At 64.9% G+C, this 20,168-nt stretch carries 19 protein-coding genes and 1 rRNA gene; 14 read left to right on the plus strand and 6 right to left on the minus strand.

The genetic code is table 11. The annotated features are described in order from the left end of the window. Positions 1-185 precede the first annotated feature (185 nt). Positions 186-307, plus strand: a 5S ribosomal RNA gene (gene rrf / locus BLU74_RS17770). Between the two features lie 227 nt (positions 308-534). Next, positions 535-2,238, plus strand: a complete 1,704-nt coding sequence (locus BLU74_RS17775; RefSeq protein WP_089769779.1) for an ICP22 family protein — start codon at positions 535-537, stop codon at positions 2,236-2,238. A 29-nt stretch (positions 2,239-2,267) separates the two neighbouring features. Here the strand turns inward: BLU74_RS17775 and BLU74_RS17780 are convergent, their stop codons facing one another. Beyond that, positions 2,268-2,783, minus strand: coding sequence for a hypothetical protein (locus BLU74_RS17780; protein WP_175454702.1), 516 nt, complete (start codon positions 2,781-2,783; stop codon positions 2,268-2,270). Beyond that, positions 2,780-3,139 (minus strand): DUF8124 family protein, encoded by a 360-nt coding sequence (locus BLU74_RS17785; protein WP_245705834.1) that lies wholly within the window; start codon positions 3,137-3,139, stop codon positions 2,780-2,782. Before BLU74_RS17785 ends, BLU74_RS17780 begins: the two co-directional genes overlap by 4 nt. Positions 3,140-3,263: 124 nt before the next feature. Here BLU74_RS17785 and BLU74_RS17790 point away from each other — a divergent pair, with 124 nt between their 5' ends. The 3 genes from BLU74_RS17790 (at position 3,264) to BLU74_RS17800 (ending at position 7,057) form a co-directional block, all read left to right on the plus strand. Beyond that, a complete protein-coding gene (locus BLU74_RS17790) occupies positions 3,264-4,454 on the plus strand; it encodes a redox-regulated ATPase YchF (protein ID WP_089769781.1) in 1,191 nt (396 codons plus the stop codon). Between the two features lie 64 nt (positions 4,455-4,518). Continuing rightward, on the plus strand, positions 4,519-5,142 hold the full coding sequence (locus tag BLU74_RS17795; protein WP_089769783.1) for a cyclodeaminase/cyclohydrolase family protein: 624 nt from the start codon (positions 4,519-4,521) through the stop codon (positions 5,140-5,142). Positions 5,143-5,197: 55 nt separating this feature from the next. Beyond that, positions 5,198-7,057, plus strand: a complete 1,860-nt coding sequence (locus BLU74_RS17800) for a hybrid sensor histidine kinase/response regulator (protein WP_175454703.1) — start codon at positions 5,198-5,200, stop codon at positions 7,055-7,057. Positions 7,058-7,083: 26 nt separating this feature from the next. Here BLU74_RS17800 and BLU74_RS17805 read toward each other — a convergent pair whose 3' ends face one another. Both BLU74_RS17805 and BLU74_RS17810 read right to left on the minus strand, forming a co-directional pair. Next, on the minus strand, positions 7,084-8,097 hold the full coding sequence (locus tag BLU74_RS17805) for a hypothetical protein (protein WP_089769786.1): 1,014 nt from the start codon (positions 8,095-8,097) through the stop codon (positions 7,084-7,086). Positions 8,098-8,273: 176 nt separating this feature from the next. Then, positions 8,274-8,720 (minus strand): universal stress protein, encoded by a 447-nt coding sequence (locus tag BLU74_RS17810; RefSeq protein ID WP_089769789.1) that lies wholly within the window; start codon positions 8,718-8,720, stop codon positions 8,274-8,276. A gap of 560 nt (positions 8,721-9,280) precedes the next feature. Between BLU74_RS17810 and BLU74_RS17815 the strand changes: the two genes are divergently transcribed. From BLU74_RS17815 to BLU74_RS17840, 6 genes are all read left to right on the plus strand, one after another. Continuing rightward, positions 9,281-10,063 carry an ABC transporter ATP-binding protein gene (locus tag BLU74_RS17815; RefSeq protein WP_089769790.1) on the plus strand — a complete coding sequence of 261 codons (783 nt, stop codon included), beginning with the start codon at positions 9,281-9,283 and terminating at the stop codon, positions 10,061-10,063. Between the two features lie 2 nt (positions 10,064-10,065). Then, a complete protein-coding gene (locus tag BLU74_RS17820; RefSeq protein WP_089769792.1) occupies positions 10,066-10,857 on the plus strand; it encodes an ABC transporter permease in 792 nt (263 codons plus the stop codon). Further along, positions 10,848-11,633 (plus strand): ABC transporter permease, encoded by a 786-nt coding sequence (locus BLU74_RS17825; RefSeq protein WP_089769794.1) that lies wholly within the window; start codon positions 10,848-10,850, stop codon positions 11,631-11,633. The genes BLU74_RS17820 and BLU74_RS17825 overlap by 10 nt, the downstream gene beginning before the upstream one ends. A 196-nt stretch (positions 11,634-11,829) precedes the next feature. Next, positions 11,830-12,918: an amidohydrolase family protein gene (locus BLU74_RS17830; protein WP_089769796.1), complete on the plus strand. Its 1,089-nt coding sequence runs from the start codon at positions 11,830-11,832 to the stop codon at positions 12,916-12,918. Then, positions 12,915-13,298, plus strand: coding sequence for a Rieske (2Fe-2S) protein (locus tag BLU74_RS17835; RefSeq protein ID WP_089769798.1), 384 nt, complete (start codon positions 12,915-12,917; stop codon positions 13,296-13,298). Before BLU74_RS17830 ends, BLU74_RS17835 begins: the two co-directional genes overlap by 4 nt. 96 nt (positions 13,299-13,394) lie before the next feature. Then, the gene (locus tag BLU74_RS17840; RefSeq protein WP_089769800.1) at positions 13,395-14,393 is read left to right on the plus strand and encodes a malate dehydrogenase; all 999 of its coding nucleotides are present in this window, start codon (positions 13,395-13,397) and stop codon (positions 14,391-14,393) included. A 112-nt stretch (positions 14,394-14,505) separates the two neighbouring features. On the opposite strand, the gene BLU74_RS17845 is transcribed toward BLU74_RS17840, so the two are convergent. Together BLU74_RS17845 and BLU74_RS17850 are read right to left on the minus strand one after the other, a co-directional pair. Beyond that, positions 14,506-15,534, minus strand: a complete 1,029-nt coding sequence (locus BLU74_RS17845; RefSeq protein WP_089769802.1) for an ABC transporter substrate-binding protein — start codon at positions 15,532-15,534, stop codon at positions 14,506-14,508. 85 nt (positions 15,535-15,619) lie between these two features. Then, the gene (locus BLU74_RS17850) at positions 15,620-16,120 is read right to left on the minus strand and encodes a universal stress protein (RefSeq protein ID WP_089769804.1); all 501 of its coding nucleotides are present in this window, start codon (positions 16,118-16,120) and stop codon (positions 15,620-15,622) included. Positions 16,121-16,246: 126 nt separating this feature from the next. Here BLU74_RS17850 and BLU74_RS17855 point away from each other — a divergent pair, with 126 nt between their 5' ends. The 3 genes from BLU74_RS17855 to BLU74_RS17865 all read left to right on the plus strand — a co-directional run bounded on the left by BLU74_RS17855 (position 16,247) and on the right by BLU74_RS17865 (position 20,127). Next, positions 16,247-17,407 carry a thiamine pyrophosphate-dependent enzyme gene (locus BLU74_RS17855; protein ID WP_089769806.1) on the plus strand — a complete coding sequence of 387 codons (1,161 nt, stop codon included), beginning with the start codon at positions 16,247-16,249 and terminating at the stop codon, positions 17,405-17,407. 2 nt (positions 17,408-17,409) lie between these two features. Beyond that, positions 17,410-18,375: an alpha-ketoacid dehydrogenase subunit beta gene (locus tag BLU74_RS17860; protein WP_089769808.1), complete on the plus strand. Its 966-nt coding sequence runs from the start codon at positions 17,410-17,412 to the stop codon at positions 18,373-18,375. Positions 18,376-18,447: 72 nt separating this feature from the next. After that, a complete protein-coding gene (locus BLU74_RS17865; protein ID WP_089769811.1) occupies positions 18,448-20,127 on the plus strand; it encodes a 2-oxo acid dehydrogenase subunit E2 in 1,680 nt (559 codons plus the stop codon). The last annotated feature ends 41 nt before the right edge of the window (positions 20,128-20,168 follow it).

Here is a 20,168-nt window from a genome sequence, read left to right on the forward strand (position 1 = left end):
CGGAACGGTTTCCGAGACTCACCGCAGAACCACGCGCCGAGCGGGTTCAGGCGGAAGCTGGATTGCGCGCACATCACACGGTCACGTACGCAGCCCAACCGACACTGGCACGAACACTCGAGATCGAGACCGAAATCGAAATCGAGATCGAGAGTTCGAGACGGTTCGAGTCCGTCAGTCGGCATAAAGGCGGCCAGAGCGGCAGGGAGACACCCGTACCCATCCCGAACACGGAAGTTAAGCCTGCCAGCGTGCGAGGTAGTACTGGAGTGAGCGATCCTCTGGGAACACTGGCTCGCCGCCTACCCATTCATACTTCAGCGCCCACGAGGAGCGACCTCGTGGGCGCTTTTCATTTCGAACGCGCGAGCGATGCGACGGTCAATCGCTCGCCGAACAGCGGTACGCTCCCGACTGATCCGACGATCCGAGTCCGAAACGACGGTTAATTCGGTTAAATCGGGCTAAATCGGGCGGAAGGCGGCCTGAGCGAATACCCGCTTTATGCGTCCGAGGCCGGAAGCGGGGAGTGTAATGAATCACAGCAGATCACTCACGATCGCCGTGGTCGTCGCGCTCCTCGGGATGGCCGCCATCCCGGCGGCCGCGAGCGCGGCATCGGGACTGGCAGTCGACGTCGATCAGCGCCCGGACACAGGCGACGCCGTAGTGACAGTCACGCACAACGATAGCGCAGTCGAGAACGCAACCGTAGAAGTCACCGGCGAGTCAGCGTACGCCGGGAACGGCACGTACACGACGGACGCCGACGGAACGCTCGTCCTCCCCGAACCGAACGAGACGGTGTCGGTGACAGTGACCACGACCGCGGACAACACGACCGCGACGAAGCAGGTCGACCTCGTCCCGCGCTCGGCGGCGCTCTCGGTCTCCGCAACGCAGAATGACGATGGAACGGCGACGGTGACCGTGACGCAGTACGACGAGGCGATCGAGAACGCGACCGTGGCAGTCTCCGCCGCGGACGCGTACAGCGGGAACGGCACGTACGCGACGGACGCAGACGGGACCGTCACGCTCCCGGCACCGAACCAGACCGTCTCGCTGACGATCGACGCTTCGGCCAACAACGCGACGGCGAGCACGGATCTCACGGCCGTTCCGCTCGCAGCGTCCCTGGACGTCACCGTGAACCAGACCGAAGGCGGCTCGGCGATCATCACCGTCACCCAGTACGGTGAGGTCGTCGAAGGCGCAAACGTCTCGATCGAAGCCGACGGGGACATCGCCGGCACCGACACCACCGACGCGAACGGTACGGTCACCCTCGAACAGCCGGAAGACGATCAGACCGTGACCGTGACCGCGACCGATGGGAACCTGACGGCCGAGACGACAGCCGAACTCACGGGCACCGCTCTGGACGTGAGCGCCGCGCAGACCGACGACGACGTCGAGGTGACCGTCACCGACGGCGGCAACTCGGCCGCGGACGCGACGGTCGAAGTCGAGGCTGACGGCGAGTACGCCGGGACCGGCACATACGCGACGGACGCAGACGGCACCGTCACGCTCCCGCTCCCGCAAGAGAACGTGACGATCACCGTGACCGCGACGGCCGAGAACGAGACGGCCAATACGACGGCTGACCTGACCGTTGAATTCGCCCAGGAAGGGCCGTTCGGACAGGCCGTCTCCTCGTTCGTGAGCGCGCTGCAGTCCAGCGGGTTCGACGGCCCGCCGGGCGAGACGATCTCCGACTTCGTCACGGGGAACAACCCCGGTAACGCCGACGACGCGCCCGGCCAAAAGGGCGACGAAGCCGACGACGGCACCGGGACTGACGACGGCAACGAGACCGACGAGGCATCCGGTCAGTCGGGATCGGCTCCCGGCCAGTCGGACGACGCCCCGGGCCGTGAGGACGACGGCAACGAGACTGACGAGGCGTCCGATCAGTCGGGATCGGCTCCCGGGCAGTCAGACGACGCCCCGGGCCGTGAGGACGACGAGAACGAGACCGACGACGACGGTCCCGGCGCGAACGCCGGTAACGGCAACGGCCCGCCGAACGCCAGCGAACGCGGCGGCCCGGCTGACGACGACGCCCCAGAAACGGACGAGGAAGACGATGAGACGGACGCTGAGGAAGAATCTGCGGACGATGCGGACGACGAAGCAGAGGACGAGGAAGCCGACAGCGACGACGATGACAGTCGATCCGGCGGCTCCAGCGGATCGCCCGGTAACTCCGGGAACGCCCCGGGACAGAACTAGCTAACACGCACTTCGACCGACGTTTTCTCTTATTCCGATTCCCCGTGGCCCCGGTTTGACGAGTCCGAGCGTGAACGACGGTCCCCTGCGACAGTGAAGCGACCACCGAGTCGATATCGGGGGAGTCCGGCGCGGGCCGCGACCGTTTCAGGGTCCGTCTCGAATCGTCGGAGCGCGAGTCTCGCGCCGGTCGCGACGAGGTCCGACTCCGGGTCGTCACCTGGAAGCCACGCAGTGGCGTCGATGCCGTCATCGCGGGTGGCTTCGAGCGCGCGGACGGCGACCGTGCTCACGAGTGCCGCTCCGACGCGATTGAGGGAGGGCGCCGACTGCTCATCGGATCGCCCGGGGCGGTTCGCAGCCGGTCCGCACGAACCATCAGGCCGACCGCGAGCGGTGGCCTCGTCGACTTCGGTCGCGGTCCCTGCATCTGTGCGGGCCCGTTCGAGTGCCCCGGCGAGCGCGAAGTAGCGACGGGCGTCCGTCCCGTCGACGAGCGCACGTTCCAGTGCCGTGTCGACGACGGCGTCGAGTGCGTCGGTCACGATTCGACGGCGACGTCGCGAAACGCCGCCTCAGTGACTGTCCCGTCAGGACGGAGCGAGACGCGGCCGAGCGTGACGGTGTCGCCCGTCTCTGACGTCCGGGCGACGGCCCGGAGCGTGGCCTCCTGGTCGAGTCGCTCCCAGACGGTCCGTTCGAGCAGTTGCTGGAACGCCTCCGGGTCGGTCCAGCCGGCATCGACGTCCGACGGAACGTGCACGACGAACTGGAACTCCGTCTCGGTGACGTGGATCCCCACGCCGAACGTGTCGCCAGCGGCGTCAGCCGATCCGGCCCGGTCCGACTGGTCTGCGGACTCGTCGCCGGCGTCGTCGTGATCGGCGTCCGTCTCGGTCATATCTTCGAGTGAGGCCCGAGGGGGCAAATACTCCGCGATGCGGCCCGTCGTGCCCCGTGGAACCACCTCACAGAGCGGCGGCGGATGGGATCGTTTTTGAGCGGCGAACCGCTGAGAGACGGCAATGAGTTACAAAATCGGACTCGTCGGCAAGCCCTCTGTCGGCAAGTCCTCGTTTTTCAACGCTGCGACGATGAACGACGTGCCGGAGGGTGCGTACCCGTTCACGACGATCGATCCCGCGGTCGGAGAGGCGTACGTCCGCGTCGAGTGTGCGGCTCCGGAATTCGACGAGACCTGCACGCCCTCAGTGGGTTTCTGCGACGACGGCACACGTTTCGTCCCGGTCAAACTCGTCGACGTCGCGGGGCTGATCCCGGGCGCACACGAGGGGAACGGACTGGGGAATCAGTTCTTGACGGACCTCAACGAGGCCGACGTCCTCGTCCACGTCGTCGACTTCTCCGGGAAGACGGATCTGGAGGGCGAACCGACGACTGGCCACGACCCGCGGGACGACATCGACTTCCTCGAGGAGGAACTCGATATGTGGTATCTCGACATCTTAGAGAAGGGTCTCGAGCGCTACCGATCGGGGTACAACGGCGAGGAGAACCACATCGAAGTGGACCTCGCAGAGCAGATGTCGGCGTTCAAGACGAACAAAGACGAGATCAAGCAGGTCCTGTTGGCCACGGACGCCGGTCTCGACCCCGACGAGTGGGACGAGGAGACGAAAGCCCGCGTCGCCCGCGAGATCAGAAAGCGAACCAAGCCGATCCTGATCGCGGCGAACAAGATGGACACGCCAGCGGCCCAGGAGAACTACGCGGAGATCACGGCCGACCCGGACCACGATCATCTCACATTCGTCCCCACGAGCGCACACGCGGAGAAAGCGCTGAAGAAGGCCGACGAGGCGGACGTCGTCGACTATCGCCCCGGCGCGTCCTCGTTCGAGATCGTCGGCGATCCCTCCGAGGAACAGGCCGCAGGCCTCGAGCAGATCCGCGAGTACGTCGAGTCCTTCGAGGGAACGGGCGTCCAGGCGGTCCTCGAATCGGCGCTCTTCGACGTGATGGGCGCGATCGCGGTGTTCCCCGGGAGCGCCAACGGCCGATCCGACACGCAGGGCGTCTTTCGGGACTGTTTCATCCTCCCCGACGGGTCGACGACGGAGGACTTCGCGTATCACCTCCACTCTGACATCGGCGACGGCCTGCTGCACGGAATCGACTGCCGGTCGAACCGCCAGGTCGGTTCGACGCACGAGCTCGGCCACCGCGACGTCGTCGAGATCGTGACGACGAACTGACTCCCGCTCGGGCGACGGTCTGTCCGCCCAACATTCAATTCGCCGCTCCACGAAACACCGGTCGATGCCGCCGACTGAGACACCGCTGCGAGAGTTGACGGCGGGAATCGCCTCCGAGCAGGTTGCTCCGGCGGGGATCACGGCCGTGGCCGCGGCCGCCGCGATGGGGACCGCCCTGTGTGAGATGTGTTGCATTCACACGATCGAAGCCCAGCGCGCGACCCGGACCCTCGAAGACCTGGGAGAACCGGTCGATCAGAGCGATTGCGACCCCACACACGCGAGCGATCACTCGCTCGAAGCGGTCCGGTCGAGGCTCGAGACGCAGCGGGAGACGCTGCTCACGCTCGCGGACCGCGACGCTGCCCTCGTTTCGGAGTTGTTTGCGGGCGAAGCCGCCCCGTCGGCCGAGACCCGACGGCAGGCGGCGAGGATCCCACTGGCCGTGATCGAAGCGGCCGTCGAGGTGTTAGCGGATGCCCCACTCGCGATCGAACGGGGTCGCCCCGGCGTCGCGGCAGACGCACGAACGGGGGCGCTCCTCGTCGAGGCGGGGTTGCGAGCATCGGCGGCGACAGTCCGATCGAATCTCGAAGGCGACGACACCGACGCGGCGACCGAGCTGCTAGACCGACTCGCGGCGGCTGAGCGGCGCGCGGCCGCGGTGGACCTGGACGGAATCGGTTAGTTATATTATCCTGACACGAATAACCACTAAGAGGATGCCGATATTTGGGGACTGTATGGGTTCCCAGATCCGGGTTCTGCACGTCGACGACGATCCCCAGTCTACGGATCTGGTCCGAGGGCTCTCGCGCCACAGCGATCGACTGGACGTCGACGCCGTCTCGACGGCCGCGGCGGCGCGTCAGGAGTTGCAGCGCGGCGGTATCGACTGCGTCGTCTCCGAATACGACCTGCGGGAGGAGACCGGAATCGATTTTCTCCGCGCGGTCCGCCCGGAGTACCCCGACCTCCCGTTTCTCCTCTTCACCAGCACGGGATCCGAAGAGATCGCGAGCCGAGCCATCTCCGCGGGCGTGACTGACTACCTCCGGAAGCGACCTGAGACCGGCCAGCTCGCCCTGCTGGCCAATCGGATCGAAAACGCGGTCGACCGCGTTCGCTCGGACCACGTCGCGGAGCGACGGACCCGCCGGCTCGAGACGCTCGTCAGTAACCTTCCGGGGATGGTCTATCGCTGCCGAAACGAGGGCGGATGGCCGATGGAGTACGTGGTCGGAGAGGTCGAGCGGCTCGTGGGATACGAACCGGAGGCACTGGAGTCGGGGGCGGTCAACTGGGGCGAGGAGGTTCTCCATCCCGACGATCGCGATCGCGCGTGGGAGGCCGTCCAGTCATCAATCGACGGCGACGAACCGTTCGAGGTGACGTATCGGGTACGGACTGCCGACGGCGACGTCAAGTGGCTGTGGGAACGGGGACGCGTCGTCGAGGCGCCGTTCGGCGACGACGACTCCGCGATCCTGTGGGGCGACGGCTCGGCGATACCGAGGGACGGCGACGGTGCCGACACGGAGATGATCGAGGGGTTCATCACCGACATCACCGAACGAAAGAAACGCGAATCGGAACTCCGCCGGAGCGAGCGCCGGTTTCAGGCCATTTTCGACGATCCGAACCTCCTCGTCGGACTCACGGCTCCGGACGGCACGGTCGAGGAAGTCAACACGACGGCCCTCCGGTACGTCGACGCGGATCGAGCGGACATCGTCGGAATGCCGCTTCCAGAGACACCGTGGTGGGATGGTGAATCGAACGTCGACGCGTGGGAGGCGATCGAGCAGGCGGCGAACGGCGAGTACGTCGAATTCGAGGCCGAATACGCGGCGGAGGGCGAACGGCCGCTCTTCGTCGAAGGGTCGTTCCGCCCGGTGACCGACGAGAATGATGAGGTGACAGCACTCGTCGTGTCTGCGCGAGACGTCTCCACGCGACGGCGGCGGGAGGCGGCACTCCAGCGGCAGCACGACCGGCTCAACGAGTACGCGAGCTTTGTCTCTCACGACTTTCAGAGTCCGATCTCGACGATCCGCGGACGGTTAGAACTGGCGCTGGAGACCGACGACCTGACGCACGTCGAGCGCGCGATCGACGCGGTCGAACGTGTCGACGAACTCCGGACCGGCCTCGTGGAAACACTCCGCAGCGGGGACATCGTCCGCGAGACCGAGCTGGTCCGACTCACCGACGTGTTCGAGGACGTGTGGGCGACGACCGATCCCGGCGGCCACGCGTCCTACGAGGTCGTCGACGAACGCAGGATCGAAGCCGATCCCGAGGCGATCCGACGAGTGTTCGAAAACCTCGTCAGCAACTCGATCGAACACGGCGACGGCGACGTCACGGTGCGGGTGGGAGCGACTGCTGAGGGACTGTTCTACGAAGACGACGGGCCGGGTATCGCCCCCGGAATCAGAGACGAGGTGTTCTCGCCCGGATTCTCGACGAAGGCGGGCAGCGAGGGCATCGGTATGGGGATGGCGAGTGTCCGGCAGATCGTCGCCGCCCACGGCTGGACGATCGGCGTTGGGGCTGCCGAAACGCTCGGTGGTGCGCGCTTCGAGATCGTGACCGAGTGAGCAGCCGCCGTCCCGTCGGCGAGTGGTCACTCGTCCGCCGAGGACCGCGTGACGAAACTGAGTCGGTAGTCGTAGTACCCGCCGTCGTATCGGAGCATCGTCCGGCCGCCGTCCTCGACACCAGCGTCTTTCGCGACGTTGCCGTCGAGGTACGCGCGTTCGTGTATCGCCCGCAGTACTGCCCGGTAGGCCTCCGAGTACGGGTGTGCTTCCGTGTACTCCGACGCGGCGGCCTGTTCGACGACGTCCACGGCGGCCGAGGAGCGGTCCTCGCGGTCGAATCGGGCGTCGACGAACTTCGCCCGAAGGACGGCTTCCATCTCCTCGGGGGCCGTCGCAACCGCCTCAGCGGTCGCTCGATACACCGGTTCGTAGAACGTCTCTCGCGTGATCTCGACTGCGTAGCGACGGTCGCGGTAGTCGACGAACGCCGCCGCGTCGTCGGACAGGAGGTCGCTCCGTTCGACCGCCTCGTCCGTTCGATAGACGTAGCCGCCGCGCTGGACGAGTCCCCACGGAACGCCTCCGCTGGTCCCGCGAGCGCGCGTCGCCATCTGTGCCACCCGCACGGCTACCGCGTCCACCTCCGGGAGTTGCTCGGCTGAAACTGCTTCGGGGGCGTCTCCGCCGTCCGTTTCGTCGATCGCTGCCGCCTCGGTGAGTCGCAACACCGGATGCGTGGTTTCGACTTCGTCGACGACGATTGCGCCGAGTCGGTAGTACGTGCCGTTGTGGCGCGTGTAGACCGGATCCTCGGGAGCGGAGCCGAAGGGAGTGCGGTACTGCGTGGTGTATTCGGTCCCGTTCAGGCTCGCCTCGAAGGCCGCTTCGTCCAACTCGGAGCGCGTCTGTGAGAGGTCCGTGACGTAGGTTTCGCGGAGCGGGCCATCGGTGTGAGAGAGTGTCAACTGGAGAACGCGTTGCTCGTCGGGTGACTGAACGACGTCGCTGACGGCACCGAGACACCCAGCAGAACTGAGCAAGGCACCTGCACCGAGTGCACCGAGGAACTGGCGTCTCACGGGCTGATTGTCTGTCATTGGAGGGCAGCGTTGGGTTCGGCGCAACGGGGTAAAAAAGGTCCGCGTTCGGTCACTCGTGATCTGGTTGCGACCGATCCTGGTCCCTCATCGGCCGATTACGACCGCTCTCGATTACTCGTCGCCCGAATGCGACCGGTTCTGGTCGCCTGTCGGCCGATCGCGACCGCTCTCGATCACTCGACCGGCGTCTTGATCACTGTCACGGGCATCTCCGCGAGACGGAGGACGCGGTCCGTGACGCTGCCCAGGAGGCTCCGGTACTCGTCGGGTCGCCGGCGGGTGCCCATCACCACGAGGTCGGCGCCGACCGCTCGCGCCACGTCGACGATGGTTTCGGGAGGCCGGCCGTGCCGAATGGTCGGTTCGACGTCGACCCCGGCCTCACGCGCCCGTTCCGCTACCGTCTCGACAGCCTCCTCGCCGACTTCCTCCAGCCCGTGTTCGGGGCCCTCGCGTTCGTCGACGTACTCGTCGCCGCTGTACGCGTCGTACACGTCGCTGTCGACGACGAAGAGGACGTGCAGCGTCGCGTCGTGGTGCGCGGCGAGCTCGATCGCGTGGTCCGTCGCACGGTCCGATGCGGCTTCGCCACCCGTCGCGAGCAGGATGTCACTGTACATACGGGGAGGTAGCACAGGAGACGACAAAAAGCACGATGGTCAGACAGCTGACCGGAACACGGCCGCGACCGTAGCGTTTCACCGAACGCGCTCGGCTGATCTCCTACGCCGGCAAAATAAACTTTTTTGTTGTTTCTTATTACAGACCCACAAGGAAATACGTACTGCGGCCGTATGAAACGTATTTATCGTTAGTTATTAAAATCGTATGTTAGTTTCTTTTCCGCATTGCAACAGCCCCCGAGACAGCAGCGATCGGGTCCCGATCGGCACAGCATGCGGTGGAAGGAAGGTTTTTGTATAATGGTGACCGTATCGACATCGTGTTACGTGGTAGCAATAGCGGTCTCGGCCGCTTGCACGCGTCATCCGGGCGGATCTCGGACAGCACCCTGGTGGTGTGGTGGCGGTGACGTCCTCGCTTTGGGACCGCCGGTACGAAGGCTCAGGCAACACAGTGCGGCTCACACGGGAATTCATATGATCACGAACGACAGCGACGACGAACACGCGGCGACGAACCACTACGCTCGACGGACACGAACAGGGGTGCAGTGGTGATGGACGGACGAGTCAGCATCTCCGAACTGGAGAAAGTGTACGGCGAGGGCGCAGAGCGGACGAAAGCGATCGAAGACCTCACGTTCGAGGTCGATGGCGGCGAGTTCGCCAGCGTCGTTGGACCCAGCGGCTGCGGCAAGAGTACGCTCCTGTATCTCATCGCTGGCTTCCTCGACGTGACGAGTGGGACCATCTCGGTCGACGGGAACCCGATTCAGGGGCCGGGCACCGATCGGGGCGTGGTCTTTCAGAACTACGCGCTGTTCCCGTGGCGGACCGTCTTCGAGAACGTGACCTACGGCCTCGAAGAAGACGGGGTGCCCAAAGAGGAGCGGCAGAGCATCGCCCAGCAGTACATCGATATGGTCGATCTCAGCGGCTTCGAGGACAAGTACCCCAAGGAACTGTCCGGTGGGATGAAACAGCGCGTAGCGCTCGCACGGACGCTCGCGTACGAACCGAAGATCCTCCTGATGGACGAGCCGTTCGGCGCGCTCGATCAACCGCTTCGGGAGTCGCTCCAGGACCAACTGCTCGACATCTGGGGCGACTTGGAAAAGACGGTGGTGTTCATCACCCACGACGTCGAGGAGGCGGTCTATCTCTCCGAGCGCGTGATGATTATGACCCGCCACCCCGGGACGAAAAAGACCGTCTCGGAGATCAATCTGGACCGCTCGGGGTCGCGCGAGGAGATCGTCACCTCTGACGCGTTCGCCGACTACAAGAACACCGTCTGGAAATCCCTCCACGAAGAGACACAAACCGAGGTGACACTGTAGCCGTGGGATACGCGACTTCACGACACATCGAGGGGCTCCCCGCCCCGCTGCAACGGGTCGCCGGGGCGCTCGTCGATTGGATTCCGCTCGCGATCGTCGTCGTCCTGTGGGACCTGATCAGTGGGGCGGTCGTCGCGACCGCGATCCTACCCGCTCCGGGGACGGTGGCTGGGAAGATCGTCGAACTCTTCGTCACCGGCCAGGTGTTTTCACACCTCTACATCTCGCTGTTCCGCGTCGTGGTCGGGCTGGGCCTGAGCATTATCGCCGGCATTCTTCTGGGCATCGGGATGGCCCGTTCAGACCCCGTCGAGAACTTCTTCGACGTGTTCCTGGCGATGACGTACCCGATCCCGAAGACTGCGCTGGTTCCCCTGGCGATCCTGTGGCTCGGCGTCGGCACGAGTACGGCGATCCTCATCGTCTTTCTCGCGTGTCTCCTGCCGATCGTTCTCAATTCGTACAACGCCGCGGGCAACGTGGACCAGAACCTCATCTGGTCGGCGGAGATGATGGGAACCGAGGGTCGGGACGTCTTGCTGAAGGTGATCTTCCCGGCGACGATCCCCGAGATCCTGACCGGGATCCGCCAGGCCGTCCCGATCGCGTTCGTCGCGCTGGTGAGCGCAGAACTCATCGCGTCGAATCAGGGAATGGGGTACCTCATCCTCACCTCCGGTCAGATCGGTAACTACCCGAGGATGTTCGCCAACATCGTCGTCATCTCGGCTGTCGCCTTCGTGGCAGTCCGCCTGTTCGAGGAGGTCAGAGAGAGGTGGTTGGTATGGACGTGACAGCGGACGCCAACCCCCGGTTCGACCTTTCGAGCGCCCTCAGCCTCGTGAAGTCGATCTATTCGCTCGTGATCGTGTTGGTCCTCTGGGAAGCCGTGGCCCAACTCGGCCTGATCCACTACTACTTCCTCCCGCCGCTGTCTGACATCATTATGCGGTTCGTCGAGTTGACGCTCAACGGCCAGATGCTGTACAACGCGTACCTCACGCTGATGCGGGCGATGGTCGGCCTCGCCATCGCCTCGGTGTTCGGCGTCCTCGTCGGCGTGCTCTCGGCGCAGAACGACCTCGTCGATTGGTTCTTCGATCCGATCATCAAGATCGGCTATCCAGTGCCGATCATCTCGCTGATTCCCGTGTTTATGCTCTGGTTCGGAATCGGCGACATCTCGAAGATCATCATGGTCGCTGTCGGGACGTTCTGGCCGGTCGCAATCAACGCCCGCGACAGCACCCGGCAGGTCGAGACGAAACTCCTCTGGTCGGCGAAGATGATGGGAACGAGCGACCGCAGGCTGCTGTGGCGCGTCGTGATGCCCGCCGCGATGCCGGGCATCCTGACCGGCTTTCAGATCGCGATGCCGCTGTCGCTCATCATCACGTTCGTCTTCGAGATGGTCGCCGGTGGCGGCGGTCTCGGTGCCCTCGAGATCGCGGGCGTCCGGTCGTTCGAGTCGACGCAGGTCTACGCCGCGATCATCGCCATCATGTTGATCGGTATCGCGCTCGATCGCCTCCTTCGTATGGCTCGCGGCCGTCTCCTGCACTGGACCTGAGCAGCCGACGGTCACCGCACTCACACTTCGTCCGCGGGGCTCCATCCGCTGTCAGTCTGGATGGGAGCACAAAAACCTAAATGGAAGTATATCAAAGACTTCTCTGTATGCCAACCATACACAGCCACGGACAGGTGAGGCAGCAGGTCCCCCAAGCGGTAGCGAACGCGACGGTTGGTGAGCGGGAGGGCGGCCGATGATCGACGCCGCGGAGGAGACGGTCATCGACTGCGACTGGCACTACCAGGACTCGTTCAAAGAGGTCGCCGAGTATATGCCAGAGCCCTGGTACACCAAGTACAAGCGTAGCAACTGGGACGACGCCGGGGTGAAGCAGAATCTCAGTTCGTTCTTCCCGACGTCGACGGGTGACAGACAGAATTACGGGAAGGTCCTCCGAGAACACTCGAATTACCCCGACGCGCCCGAGGAACCCGAACGCGTCACCGAGGGGATGGACTTCCTGGATATCGACATTTCCCTGCAGATCTCGCATCTGATCCTCGCGATGGGCGGGGTAACCGCCGACGACGAGCGCGTCCAGGCCTTCACGAGAGGATATATCGAGTATATGCTCGAAGAGGTCCTCGATCCCGACGAAGGCGTCTACGGCCTCGCGCCGATGCCCTACGGCGACGTCGAGGCTTCCCTCGACATCTTAGAGCGGGTCGAAGACGAGGAGGCCTACGTCGGGGCGTGTTTCGTCACTGCGGGTGCGAGCCCACCGCTCGGCAACCGCAAGTACGACCCGATCTACGAGCGCTGCGAGCAACTCGATATGCCCGTCGTCTACCACACGGGCGGATCGGGGCTCGACGAGTACGTTCGTGCCGGCTACCAGGAGATGATCGAGACGCACACGCTCGGGTTCCTGGAGTCGAATATGTCCCAGATCGTCAGCGTCGCCTGCCAGGGCGTCCCCGAGAAGTACCCCGACCTCGACATCGTCTTTATGGAATCCGGCGTCACCTACATCCCCGGATTGGTGAGTCGGCTCGACGAGGAGTACCTCAAGCGCCCCGAGGAAGCACCGTTGCTCGATACCCGCCCCAGCGAGTACATCACTGACTTCTACTTCGGCACCCAACCGCTGGAGGTATCGGCCCGCAACGACCTCTTGGACCTGTGCTTCGATATGATCGGCACGGACCGTCTCCTGTACGCCTCCGATTATCCCCACTGGGACTTCGATAGCCCCTCGATAATCAACGAGTTGCCGATGCTCGACGACGACGATCGCCGGGCGATTCTCGGCGGCAACGCAATCGAGGTGTTCGGCGTATGAGTGTCGACGCAGACGACCTGGTCAAGGTGGGCCCAGCGTCCGAATTCGACGACGGCGATGCCGAGATCATCGAGGTCGGCCGCGCCGAAGTCGGAGTCGTTCGCGCCGACGGGGAGTTCTACGCCATCCGCAATCAGTGCCCCCACGACGGCGGCCCCGTCTGTAAGGGCAACGTCCAAAAGGAATTGGTCGGCGAATTCACGGGCACGGGCCAGCGCGTCGAACAGCAGTACAGCGACACCGACATCATCTCGTGTCCCTGGCACGGCTGGTCGTTCGAACTCGAGACCGGGATCCACATCGGCGACGACCGTATCCAGGTCCCGACGTACGAGGTAGTTGTCGAGGACGAAATCGTCTACGTGCATACCGGCGACTGAGTCGGAGTCGTCCCGACATTCGCCACTCGTGGGAGTAGCGAGATCCTTCGGGGGTGCCGGGGGAATTTACTTGTGGTTGAGTGGTGAGGTCGGACTATGCACGTTGCAATCATCGGCGGGGCGAGTACCATCGGGACGACCGTCGCGTACACGCTGTCGGGGCTGGCCCCACGGCTCGACGTCTCGCTCGTCGACATCAACGACGGTGCCGCGTGGGCTCACGGGACGGACATCGAGCACGCGAGCTACCACTTCGCGCACGCTCCGGGCGCGGACGAAGGCCACGACTCCGAGACGGCCGGCAGCGTCCGGTCGGCAACGCCGGAGGAGATTGCAGAACTGGATCCGGATCTGCTCATCTTCAACGCCGCGGCCCCGCAACCTGACGACGCGACCGATCCGAGCGCCCGGGAGGCCGAACTCGAACGGAACCGATCGATCGTCGAAGACGTCGCAGAGAGTCTCCGCCCGCTGGACCCGACACCCCTCCTCGTCGTGACGAACCCGATCGATCGGCTCGTCTACGACTTTTACTCGCTTCTCGGGTGGCCGCGGCGCTACTTCCTGGGGTACTCGCTCTCGGAGACGGCCCGCATCGCCGACGGGATTGCCGACCTCGTCGACGCGCACCGAACCGACGTCTACTGCCCGACGATGGGCGAACACGGCGAGCATATGATTCCCGTCTTCAGTCGCGCACGCGTCGACGGCGAACCGATCGACGTCACCGACGCAGAGCGCGCCGAACTGATGGCGTACGTCCGTGACATCCCCTTCGAGATCGCCGAGGAGCGCGGCGTGGACGAGACCTCGCGATGGGTGACGAGCGCGGGCGTCTCACGAGTCGTCCGGACGATGGCTGCGGCGGCCGACGACAGTTCGGTCGACGGGACAGGAGTGGAGGCCGACGGCGGCGACTGGACGTTCTGTCTGTCGACGCCACTCGACGGCGAGTACGGACTCGAAGACGTGGCCCTCGGCGTGCCGGTCGATCTCGACGCAGACGGCGTCGCAGCGATCCACGAGTGGGACCTCGATGACGCCGAAGCGGCGGAACTCGAGCGGGCCGCCGAATCCGTACAAGCGGACCTCTGAGACCACACCGACGAGGTGTCGAGGGCGCGGACACGACTCTCAGTCTGCACTGACGACGACTGTATCGGCACCTCGCGGTCGAATGGCCGCGATTGTCTCTCCGAGGTCGTCCCTAGTTCGAGGGGACGAACTCGTTCGTCGCGTACTCCTGGACGTCGAAGCTCTCCTGCAGGAAGTCGAGTTCGACGAGTTCGTCCATCGCGAACTGAAGCCGATCGAAGTCGATGGTGATGTCCTGTCTGAAGTAGTCGTTCTGATTGAGGAAGAAGCCGTCGACGACCGGTTCCGGGAGTTCGAAGTACTCGGCCGCGAGAGAGACGACCTGCGAGCGGTTGTCGTAGGAGTACTCCACGAGTTCGGCGAGGTCTTCACCCCACGCGGCGATGGCGTCGGACTTCTCGTCGATCGAATCGTTCGAGCCGACCGTGAAGGCGAACGGGTAGGCCTCGTCCCAGAGATCCTGGCTCGAATACACCTCGTTGAAGCCCTCAGACCGGGCTGCGACGGCGAAGAGCGCGGGGAAAATCCCGGCGTCGATCCGCCCGTCGTTGAGTGCGGAGACGAACGTCGGGAACGGCAGTTCGACGATCTGGGCGTCGCTCCCGTACTCGAAGCCCTCCTGTCTCGCAGCCTTCCGGAGGACGGCGTGGGTCCCGGTCCCCTGCGCGTTGACGCCGACGTTCTGTCCCTCCAGATCGGAGATTTCGGTGATGTCCGAGTCGCTGCGGGAGAAGATGGTGAAGCCGTACCATTCGGGGTGGGCGTCCCAGAAGTCGGTGGCGACCATCGAGATGTTCCCCGGCACCGCCTCCTGTGTGACCGCCGAAGCGTAACTCACCGTCGATAGCAACGCCAGATCGACCTCTCCGGCAGCCATCGCGTTGAGCGAATCCGGCGTACTCTCATTGCGTGTCACGCTGAGTTCGTACTCGGAACCGACGTTCGTGAGTTCGTTTCTGATCTCTTCGATCGCGAACAACGAGCCGAAGTTCTCGACAGGAACAGTGAACGCGAGCCCGAGTTCCGGTGTCCCACCACCCGTGATGCTCGAACACCCTGCGAGTCCTGTCAGTCCGACGGTACCGGTCGCTGCGCCGGCCTTCAGAAAGGACCGACGGCGTATGCTATCGAATGGCATCATTAAATGTGGATGATTCGATAGTACATAAAACCACGTGCCGACGATACCAGGAGCATTCCCCTGGAGAAACGCCGCGGTCGTCCGGTCAGTTCTCGGACATCACGGCGACCACGGGACGGTTCGCAGAGAGCAGGATCGACTGCGTCTTGCTCCCGAAGAGCGCTTTGCCGGTGGGCGACCGCTTCCGCCCGCCGATGACCAGATAGTCGGCCTCGCGGCGGTCCGCCTCTGCGAGTAACTCTTCGACCGGTTCGCCGACGCGACCCATCAGGACCGTCTCGTCGGGATTATCGAGGGTATCGCGAACCACCTCTCGGGCGACGCCCGTCGCGTGGCGTTCGCCGTCTTCGATGGTGTAACTGTCCCCTTCTCCAGTGGGTCTGCTATCGTGGCCGCCGTAGGAGGCGGGTGAGGTGACAGCCCCGCTCGACCCGCTGCCGGCGGCCGATCGGAACTCCTCGAAGGTGTCCTGCGGCATCACGTGGAGAACGATGTGTTCGACCTCTAGTGCCGACGCCAACTCTGCGCCTCGTTCGACGGCCTCGCTGGGTGTCGTCTCGCCGTCGACTGCTGTTAGCACCGTCATATGTGGAGACTCCCGGCGGGTGTACATAAATCGTGGTGCCGATTCCTCACGCTCGATACCGCACCCGAGACCGATCGCCCCACCCGCGATTTTATTACCGGGCCCCGAAAATGTACCCGTCGTAGAATGAGCGATAGAGAGTCAGACAGGCGAGTACCGTCGGCTGTCGGCGACGGTGGTGTGGGACTCCTCACCCAGGCGGATCTCTCGGTGCCGACCCACCAGATCGTCGACCCGGACGGTTCGTACGATCCCGAAGCCGTCCCAGATCTCTCCGCGGAGGAACTGTGCGACCTCTACCGGTGGATGGTGACCGACAGGGTGTTCTCCCGGCGGATGGTGAATATCCAGCGCCGCGGCGAGTTGGGGACGTTTGGCTCGACGCGGGGCCAGGAGGCGAGTATCATCGGGAGTGCGTTTACGCTCGAACCCCAGGATTGGTTGTACGTCGGTCGCGCCTGGACACCGATGTTTATGCGGGGGGCGTCGATGACGGATATGATCCACTTCTGGCGCGGCATCGAAACGGCCCAGCAGTCGTTCGCGAAGCAGAACTCCCAGATCGCGATCTCGATCGGCTCACACATCCCGCTCGTCGCCGGACTCGCGTGGGGGATGCAACTCGACGACGCAGACGCCGTGGCGACCGCTTACATCGGCGACGGCGCGACGAGCACCGGCGCGGCCCACGAGGGGATCAACCTCGCAGGCGCGCTGTCGTTGCCGGCGCTGTTCTTCTGTCAGAACAACCAGTACGCGATTTCGCTGAACGTCGAGGAGCAGACCGGCGCGAAGACGCTGGCCCAGAAGGCGCTGGCGTACGGCATCGATGCGATCCGCGTCGACGGCCAGGACGTCCTCGCGGTCTACGACGCCGTGCAGACGGCCAGAGAACGCGTGAAGGACGGGAATCCAGTCTTCGTCGAATCGGTCACGTACCGGCTGGACGCCCACACCACGAGTGACGACCCGACTCGGTATCGTGACGAGGAGGAAGTCCAGGAGTGGGAGGCGAAAGACCCCATCGAACGGTACCGCTCGTTCCTGCAGTCCGAGGGCCTGTGGTCGCGGATTGACCACGATTCGATCGTCGACGACATCGAAACCGAGTTCGACGAGGCACTCGCGACTGCCGACGAACTGGAGGAGCGACGGGTCAGGGAGCTGTTCGCACACGTCTACGACGAACTCCCGTCGGAACTCTCCCGGCAGCTGGAGGCGTTCGAGGCACTGCTCGAAGAGCGACCGGAGATGGACGACTACATCGAACAGCGGCCCAAGGGGTGACTATGCAGGCAACAATCGTTCAGGCGGTCAACGAGGCGCTGCACGGAGCGATGGAACGCGACGATCGGGTCGTCGTCTTCGGCGAGGACGTCGCCGAGAGCGGTGGGGTGTTCCGCGCGACCGACGAACTGCTGGAGGAGTTCGGGAGCGACCGCGTCGTCGACACGCCGCTCTCGGAGATCGCGATCGTCGGGGGCGCGACCGGGATGGCGATGTACGGCTACCGCCCCGTCGTCGAAATCCAGTTCTCGGGGTTTCTCCCCCCGGCGTTCGACCAACTGGTCACGAACACCAGCCGGATCCGCTGGCGAACGCGCGGTGAACTCACGGCGCCGATGGTGGTCCGGATGCCCTACGGGGCGGGCGTCCGCGCTCTCGAGCACCATTCCGAGAGCCTCGAAGGTGCCTACGCGCACATCCCCGGTCTCAAAGTCGCCGTCCCCAGTACGCCCGCAGACACGAAGGGGCTGCTCACGGCGGCGATCCGCGACCCCGATCCGGTCCTGTTTATGGAACCGAAGCGGATCTACCGCTCGATCCGCGAGGAGCTCCCGGAGGGCGACCACGAGGTCCCGCTGGGTGAGGCCGCGGTCCGCCGGGAGGGTGACGCCGTCACCGTCGTCGCCTGGGGGGCGATGATGCCGCCGACGCTCGAAGCGGTCGACGACAGCGGAATCGACGCCGAAGTGATCGATCTCCGGACGATCTCGCCGATGGACACAGAAACCGTCGTCGAGTCGGTCAAAAAGACCGGCCGCTGTGTCGTCGTCCACGAGGGGCCGCGGACGCTCGGCGTGGGGAGCGAACTGATCGCCCGAATCAACGACGAGGCGCTGATGTACCTCGAGGCACCGATCGAGCGGGTGACTGGCTTCGACACGCAGGTCCCGCTGCTCTCGATGGAGGACTTCTACCTCCCGCATCCGCCGCGAATCCTCGACGGAATCGAGCGCGCGCTGACGGCCTAACTCACCGGTTCGTCTCGGTTCGCTCGGCCTTTCCAGGGAAATACTGAAAGGGTTGTGCGTCGACCGGCCGGTATGGTCGCACGAACCTTCGAGTTGCCGGACCTCGGTGAGGGAATCGCCGAGGGCGAACTCGTCTCCTGGCTCGTCAACGAGGGAGACACTGTCGAGGAAGACCAGGTCATCGCCGAAGTCGAGACCGACAAGGCGCTCGTCGAAATTCCCAGCCGGTACGACGGGACCGTCGAGGAACTCCACTACGACGAGGGCGACACCGTTCCCGTGGACGCGACGTTCGTGACCTTCGAGGTCGACGACGAAGACAGCGGGGCGGCCGCTGGTTCGGGTGCCGCGAGCGACACCGACGATGCCGAGGGTGTCGGTGCAGGTGCCGAGAGTGCCGCCGGCGACGACGCAGGAGCGAACACCGGGACGGCAGCGGCCGAAGCCACCGCAGGGACCACAGACGCGACCGGCGCGCAGGACCCCTCTGTTACCAACGGGACAGAGCCGACGGTGAGCGAGCCGCCAGTCCCGGACGAACGGGTGTTCGCGTCGCCGAGCAAGCGCTCGCTCGCCCGGGAACTCGGTATCGACATCGGGCAGGTCCAGGGGTCGGGGCCGGGCGGTCGCGTGATGGCCGCCGACCTGCGGGCGTACGCCGAATCGGCCGGCGACCCGACCGTGACCCAGGCGAGTGATGGTGTCGCCGAGCAGACGACTGCCGAGCGGGAGGAACCAGTCGTCGTCGACGAGGGCGGCGGCCGTGAGCGGACGCTCGCGATGCCAGCGACGCGGAAGTTGGCCGGCGAACTCGGCGTGAACCTCGACGCGGTCCCCGCCAGCGAGGAGCGTGACGGTGAACCGTTCGTGACGCCCGATGACGTCCAGCGGTACGCGGAGCGGGGCGGCAAACCCGAGACCGCCGACAGTGCGGCGGCGACGACCGCGCCCGAACCGACGACCGACGCGGACGCCGCACCCGCGACGAACGGGTCGGTAGAGGGCGCCTCTGGAGCCGCGAGCGCCGGCGGGAACGGCGAGACAGCCCAATCGGACCGCCCGGGCGAGCGTGTCCCCTACCGCGGGGTCCGACGGACGATCGGGGAGCAGATGGCGCAGTCCAAGTTCACGGCGCCGCACGTCTCCCACCACGACGAGTTCGACGCGACCGAACTCGTCGAGTTGCGCGAGGAACTCGATGCGGCCGCCGGCGAGGACGTGAAACTGACGTACCTCCCGTTCGTCGTGAAGGCGATCACCAGCGCGCTGAAAGAGCACCCGTACCTCAACGCCAGCCTCGACGAGGACGCCGAGGAGATCATCCTCCACGACGAGTACAACATCGGCATCGCCGTCGCGACCGACGCCGGCCTGATGGTTCCCGTCGTCGACGACGCCGATACGAAGAGTCTCAAACAACTGGCCACCGAAATCGCGGATCTCGCGACGCGGGCGCGGAACCGAGAGATCCAGCCGGCGGAGATGCAGGGCGGAACGTTCACCATCACGAACGTCGGGGTCATCGGCGGCGAGTTCTCCTCACCCATCATCAATCACCCCGAAGCCGCCATCTTCGCGATGGGGCCGATACAGAAGCGTCCGTGGGTCGTCGACGACGAGGTGGTCGCTCGGACCACGATGCGCTTCTCGATGTCGGTCGATCACCGGCTCGTCGACGGCGCTGACGCCGCGGAGTTCTCGAATCACGTGAAGGAACTGCTGGCGGATCCGCTCCCGCTCCTGCTGGAGTAGCGGGCGGTTCCACCCCGAAACGGAGTGCAGGCGGAGACGGA

Source organism: Halobellus clavatus, from assembly GCF_900107195.1.
Lineage (GTDB): Archaea > Halobacteriota > Halobacteria > Halobacteriales > Haloferacaceae > Haloquadratum > Haloquadratum clavatum.

Excerpts from the sequence above, each read along its gene's own strand:
- BLU74_RS17850 (WP_089769804.1), bottom strand. The coding sequence starts at position 16,120 with ATGACGGTGCTAACAGCAGTCGACGGCGAGACGACACCCAGCGAGGCC.
- BLU74_RS17805 (WP_089769786.1), bottom strand. The coding sequence starts at position 8,097 with ATGACAGACAATCAGCCCGTGAGACGCCAGTTCCTCGGTGCACTCGGT.
- BLU74_RS17790 (WP_089769781.1), top strand. The coding sequence starts at position 3,264 with ATGAGTTACAAAATCGGACTCGTCGGCAAGCCCTCTGTCGGCAAGTCC.
- BLU74_RS17840 (WP_089769800.1), top strand. The coding sequence starts at position 13,395 with ATGCACGTTGCAATCATCGGCGGGGCGAGTACCATCGGGACGACCGTC.
- BLU74_RS17815 (WP_089769790.1), top strand. The coding sequence starts at position 9,281 with ATGGACGGACGAGTCAGCATCTCCGAACTGGAGAAAGTGTACGGCGAG.
- BLU74_RS17860 (WP_089769808.1), top strand. The coding sequence starts at position 17,410 with ATGCAGGCAACAATCGTTCAGGCGGTCAACGAGGCGCTGCACGGAGCG.
- BLU74_RS17855 (WP_089769806.1), top strand. The coding sequence starts at position 16,247 with ATGAGCGATAGAGAGTCAGACAGGCGAGTACCGTCGGCTGTCGGCGAC.
- BLU74_RS17795 (WP_089769783.1), top strand. The coding sequence starts at position 4,519 with ATGCCGCCGACTGAGACACCGCTGCGAGAGTTGACGGCGGGAATCGCC.
- BLU74_RS17825 (WP_089769794.1), top strand. The coding sequence starts at position 10,848 with ATGGACGTGACAGCGGACGCCAACCCCCGGTTCGACCTTTCGAGCGCC.
- BLU74_RS17810 (WP_089769789.1), bottom strand. The coding sequence starts at position 8,720 with ATGTACAGTGACATCCTGCTCGCGACGGGTGGCGAAGCCGCATCGGAC.
- BLU74_RS17865 (WP_089769811.1), top strand. The coding sequence starts at position 18,448 with ATGGTCGCACGAACCTTCGAGTTGCCGGACCTCGGTGAGGGAATCGCC.
- BLU74_RS17835 (WP_089769798.1), top strand. The coding sequence starts at position 12,915 with ATGAGTGTCGACGCAGACGACCTGGTCAAGGTGGGCCCAGCGTCCGAA.
- BLU74_RS17800 (WP_175454703.1), top strand. The coding sequence starts at position 5,198 with ATGGGTTCCCAGATCCGGGTTCTGCACGTCGACGACGATCCCCAGTCT.
- BLU74_RS17785 (WP_245705834.1), bottom strand. The coding sequence starts at position 3,139 with ATGACCGAGACGGACGCCGATCACGACGACGCCGGCGACGAGTCCGCA.
- BLU74_RS17845 (WP_089769802.1), bottom strand. The coding sequence starts at position 15,534 with ATGATGCCATTCGATAGCATACGCCGTCGGTCCTTTCTGAAGGCCGGC.
- BLU74_RS17775 (WP_089769779.1), top strand. The coding sequence starts at position 535 with ATGAATCACAGCAGATCACTCACGATCGCCGTGGTCGTCGCGCTCCTC.
- BLU74_RS17830 (WP_089769796.1), top strand. The coding sequence starts at position 11,830 with ATGATCGACGCCGCGGAGGAGACGGTCATCGACTGCGACTGGCACTAC.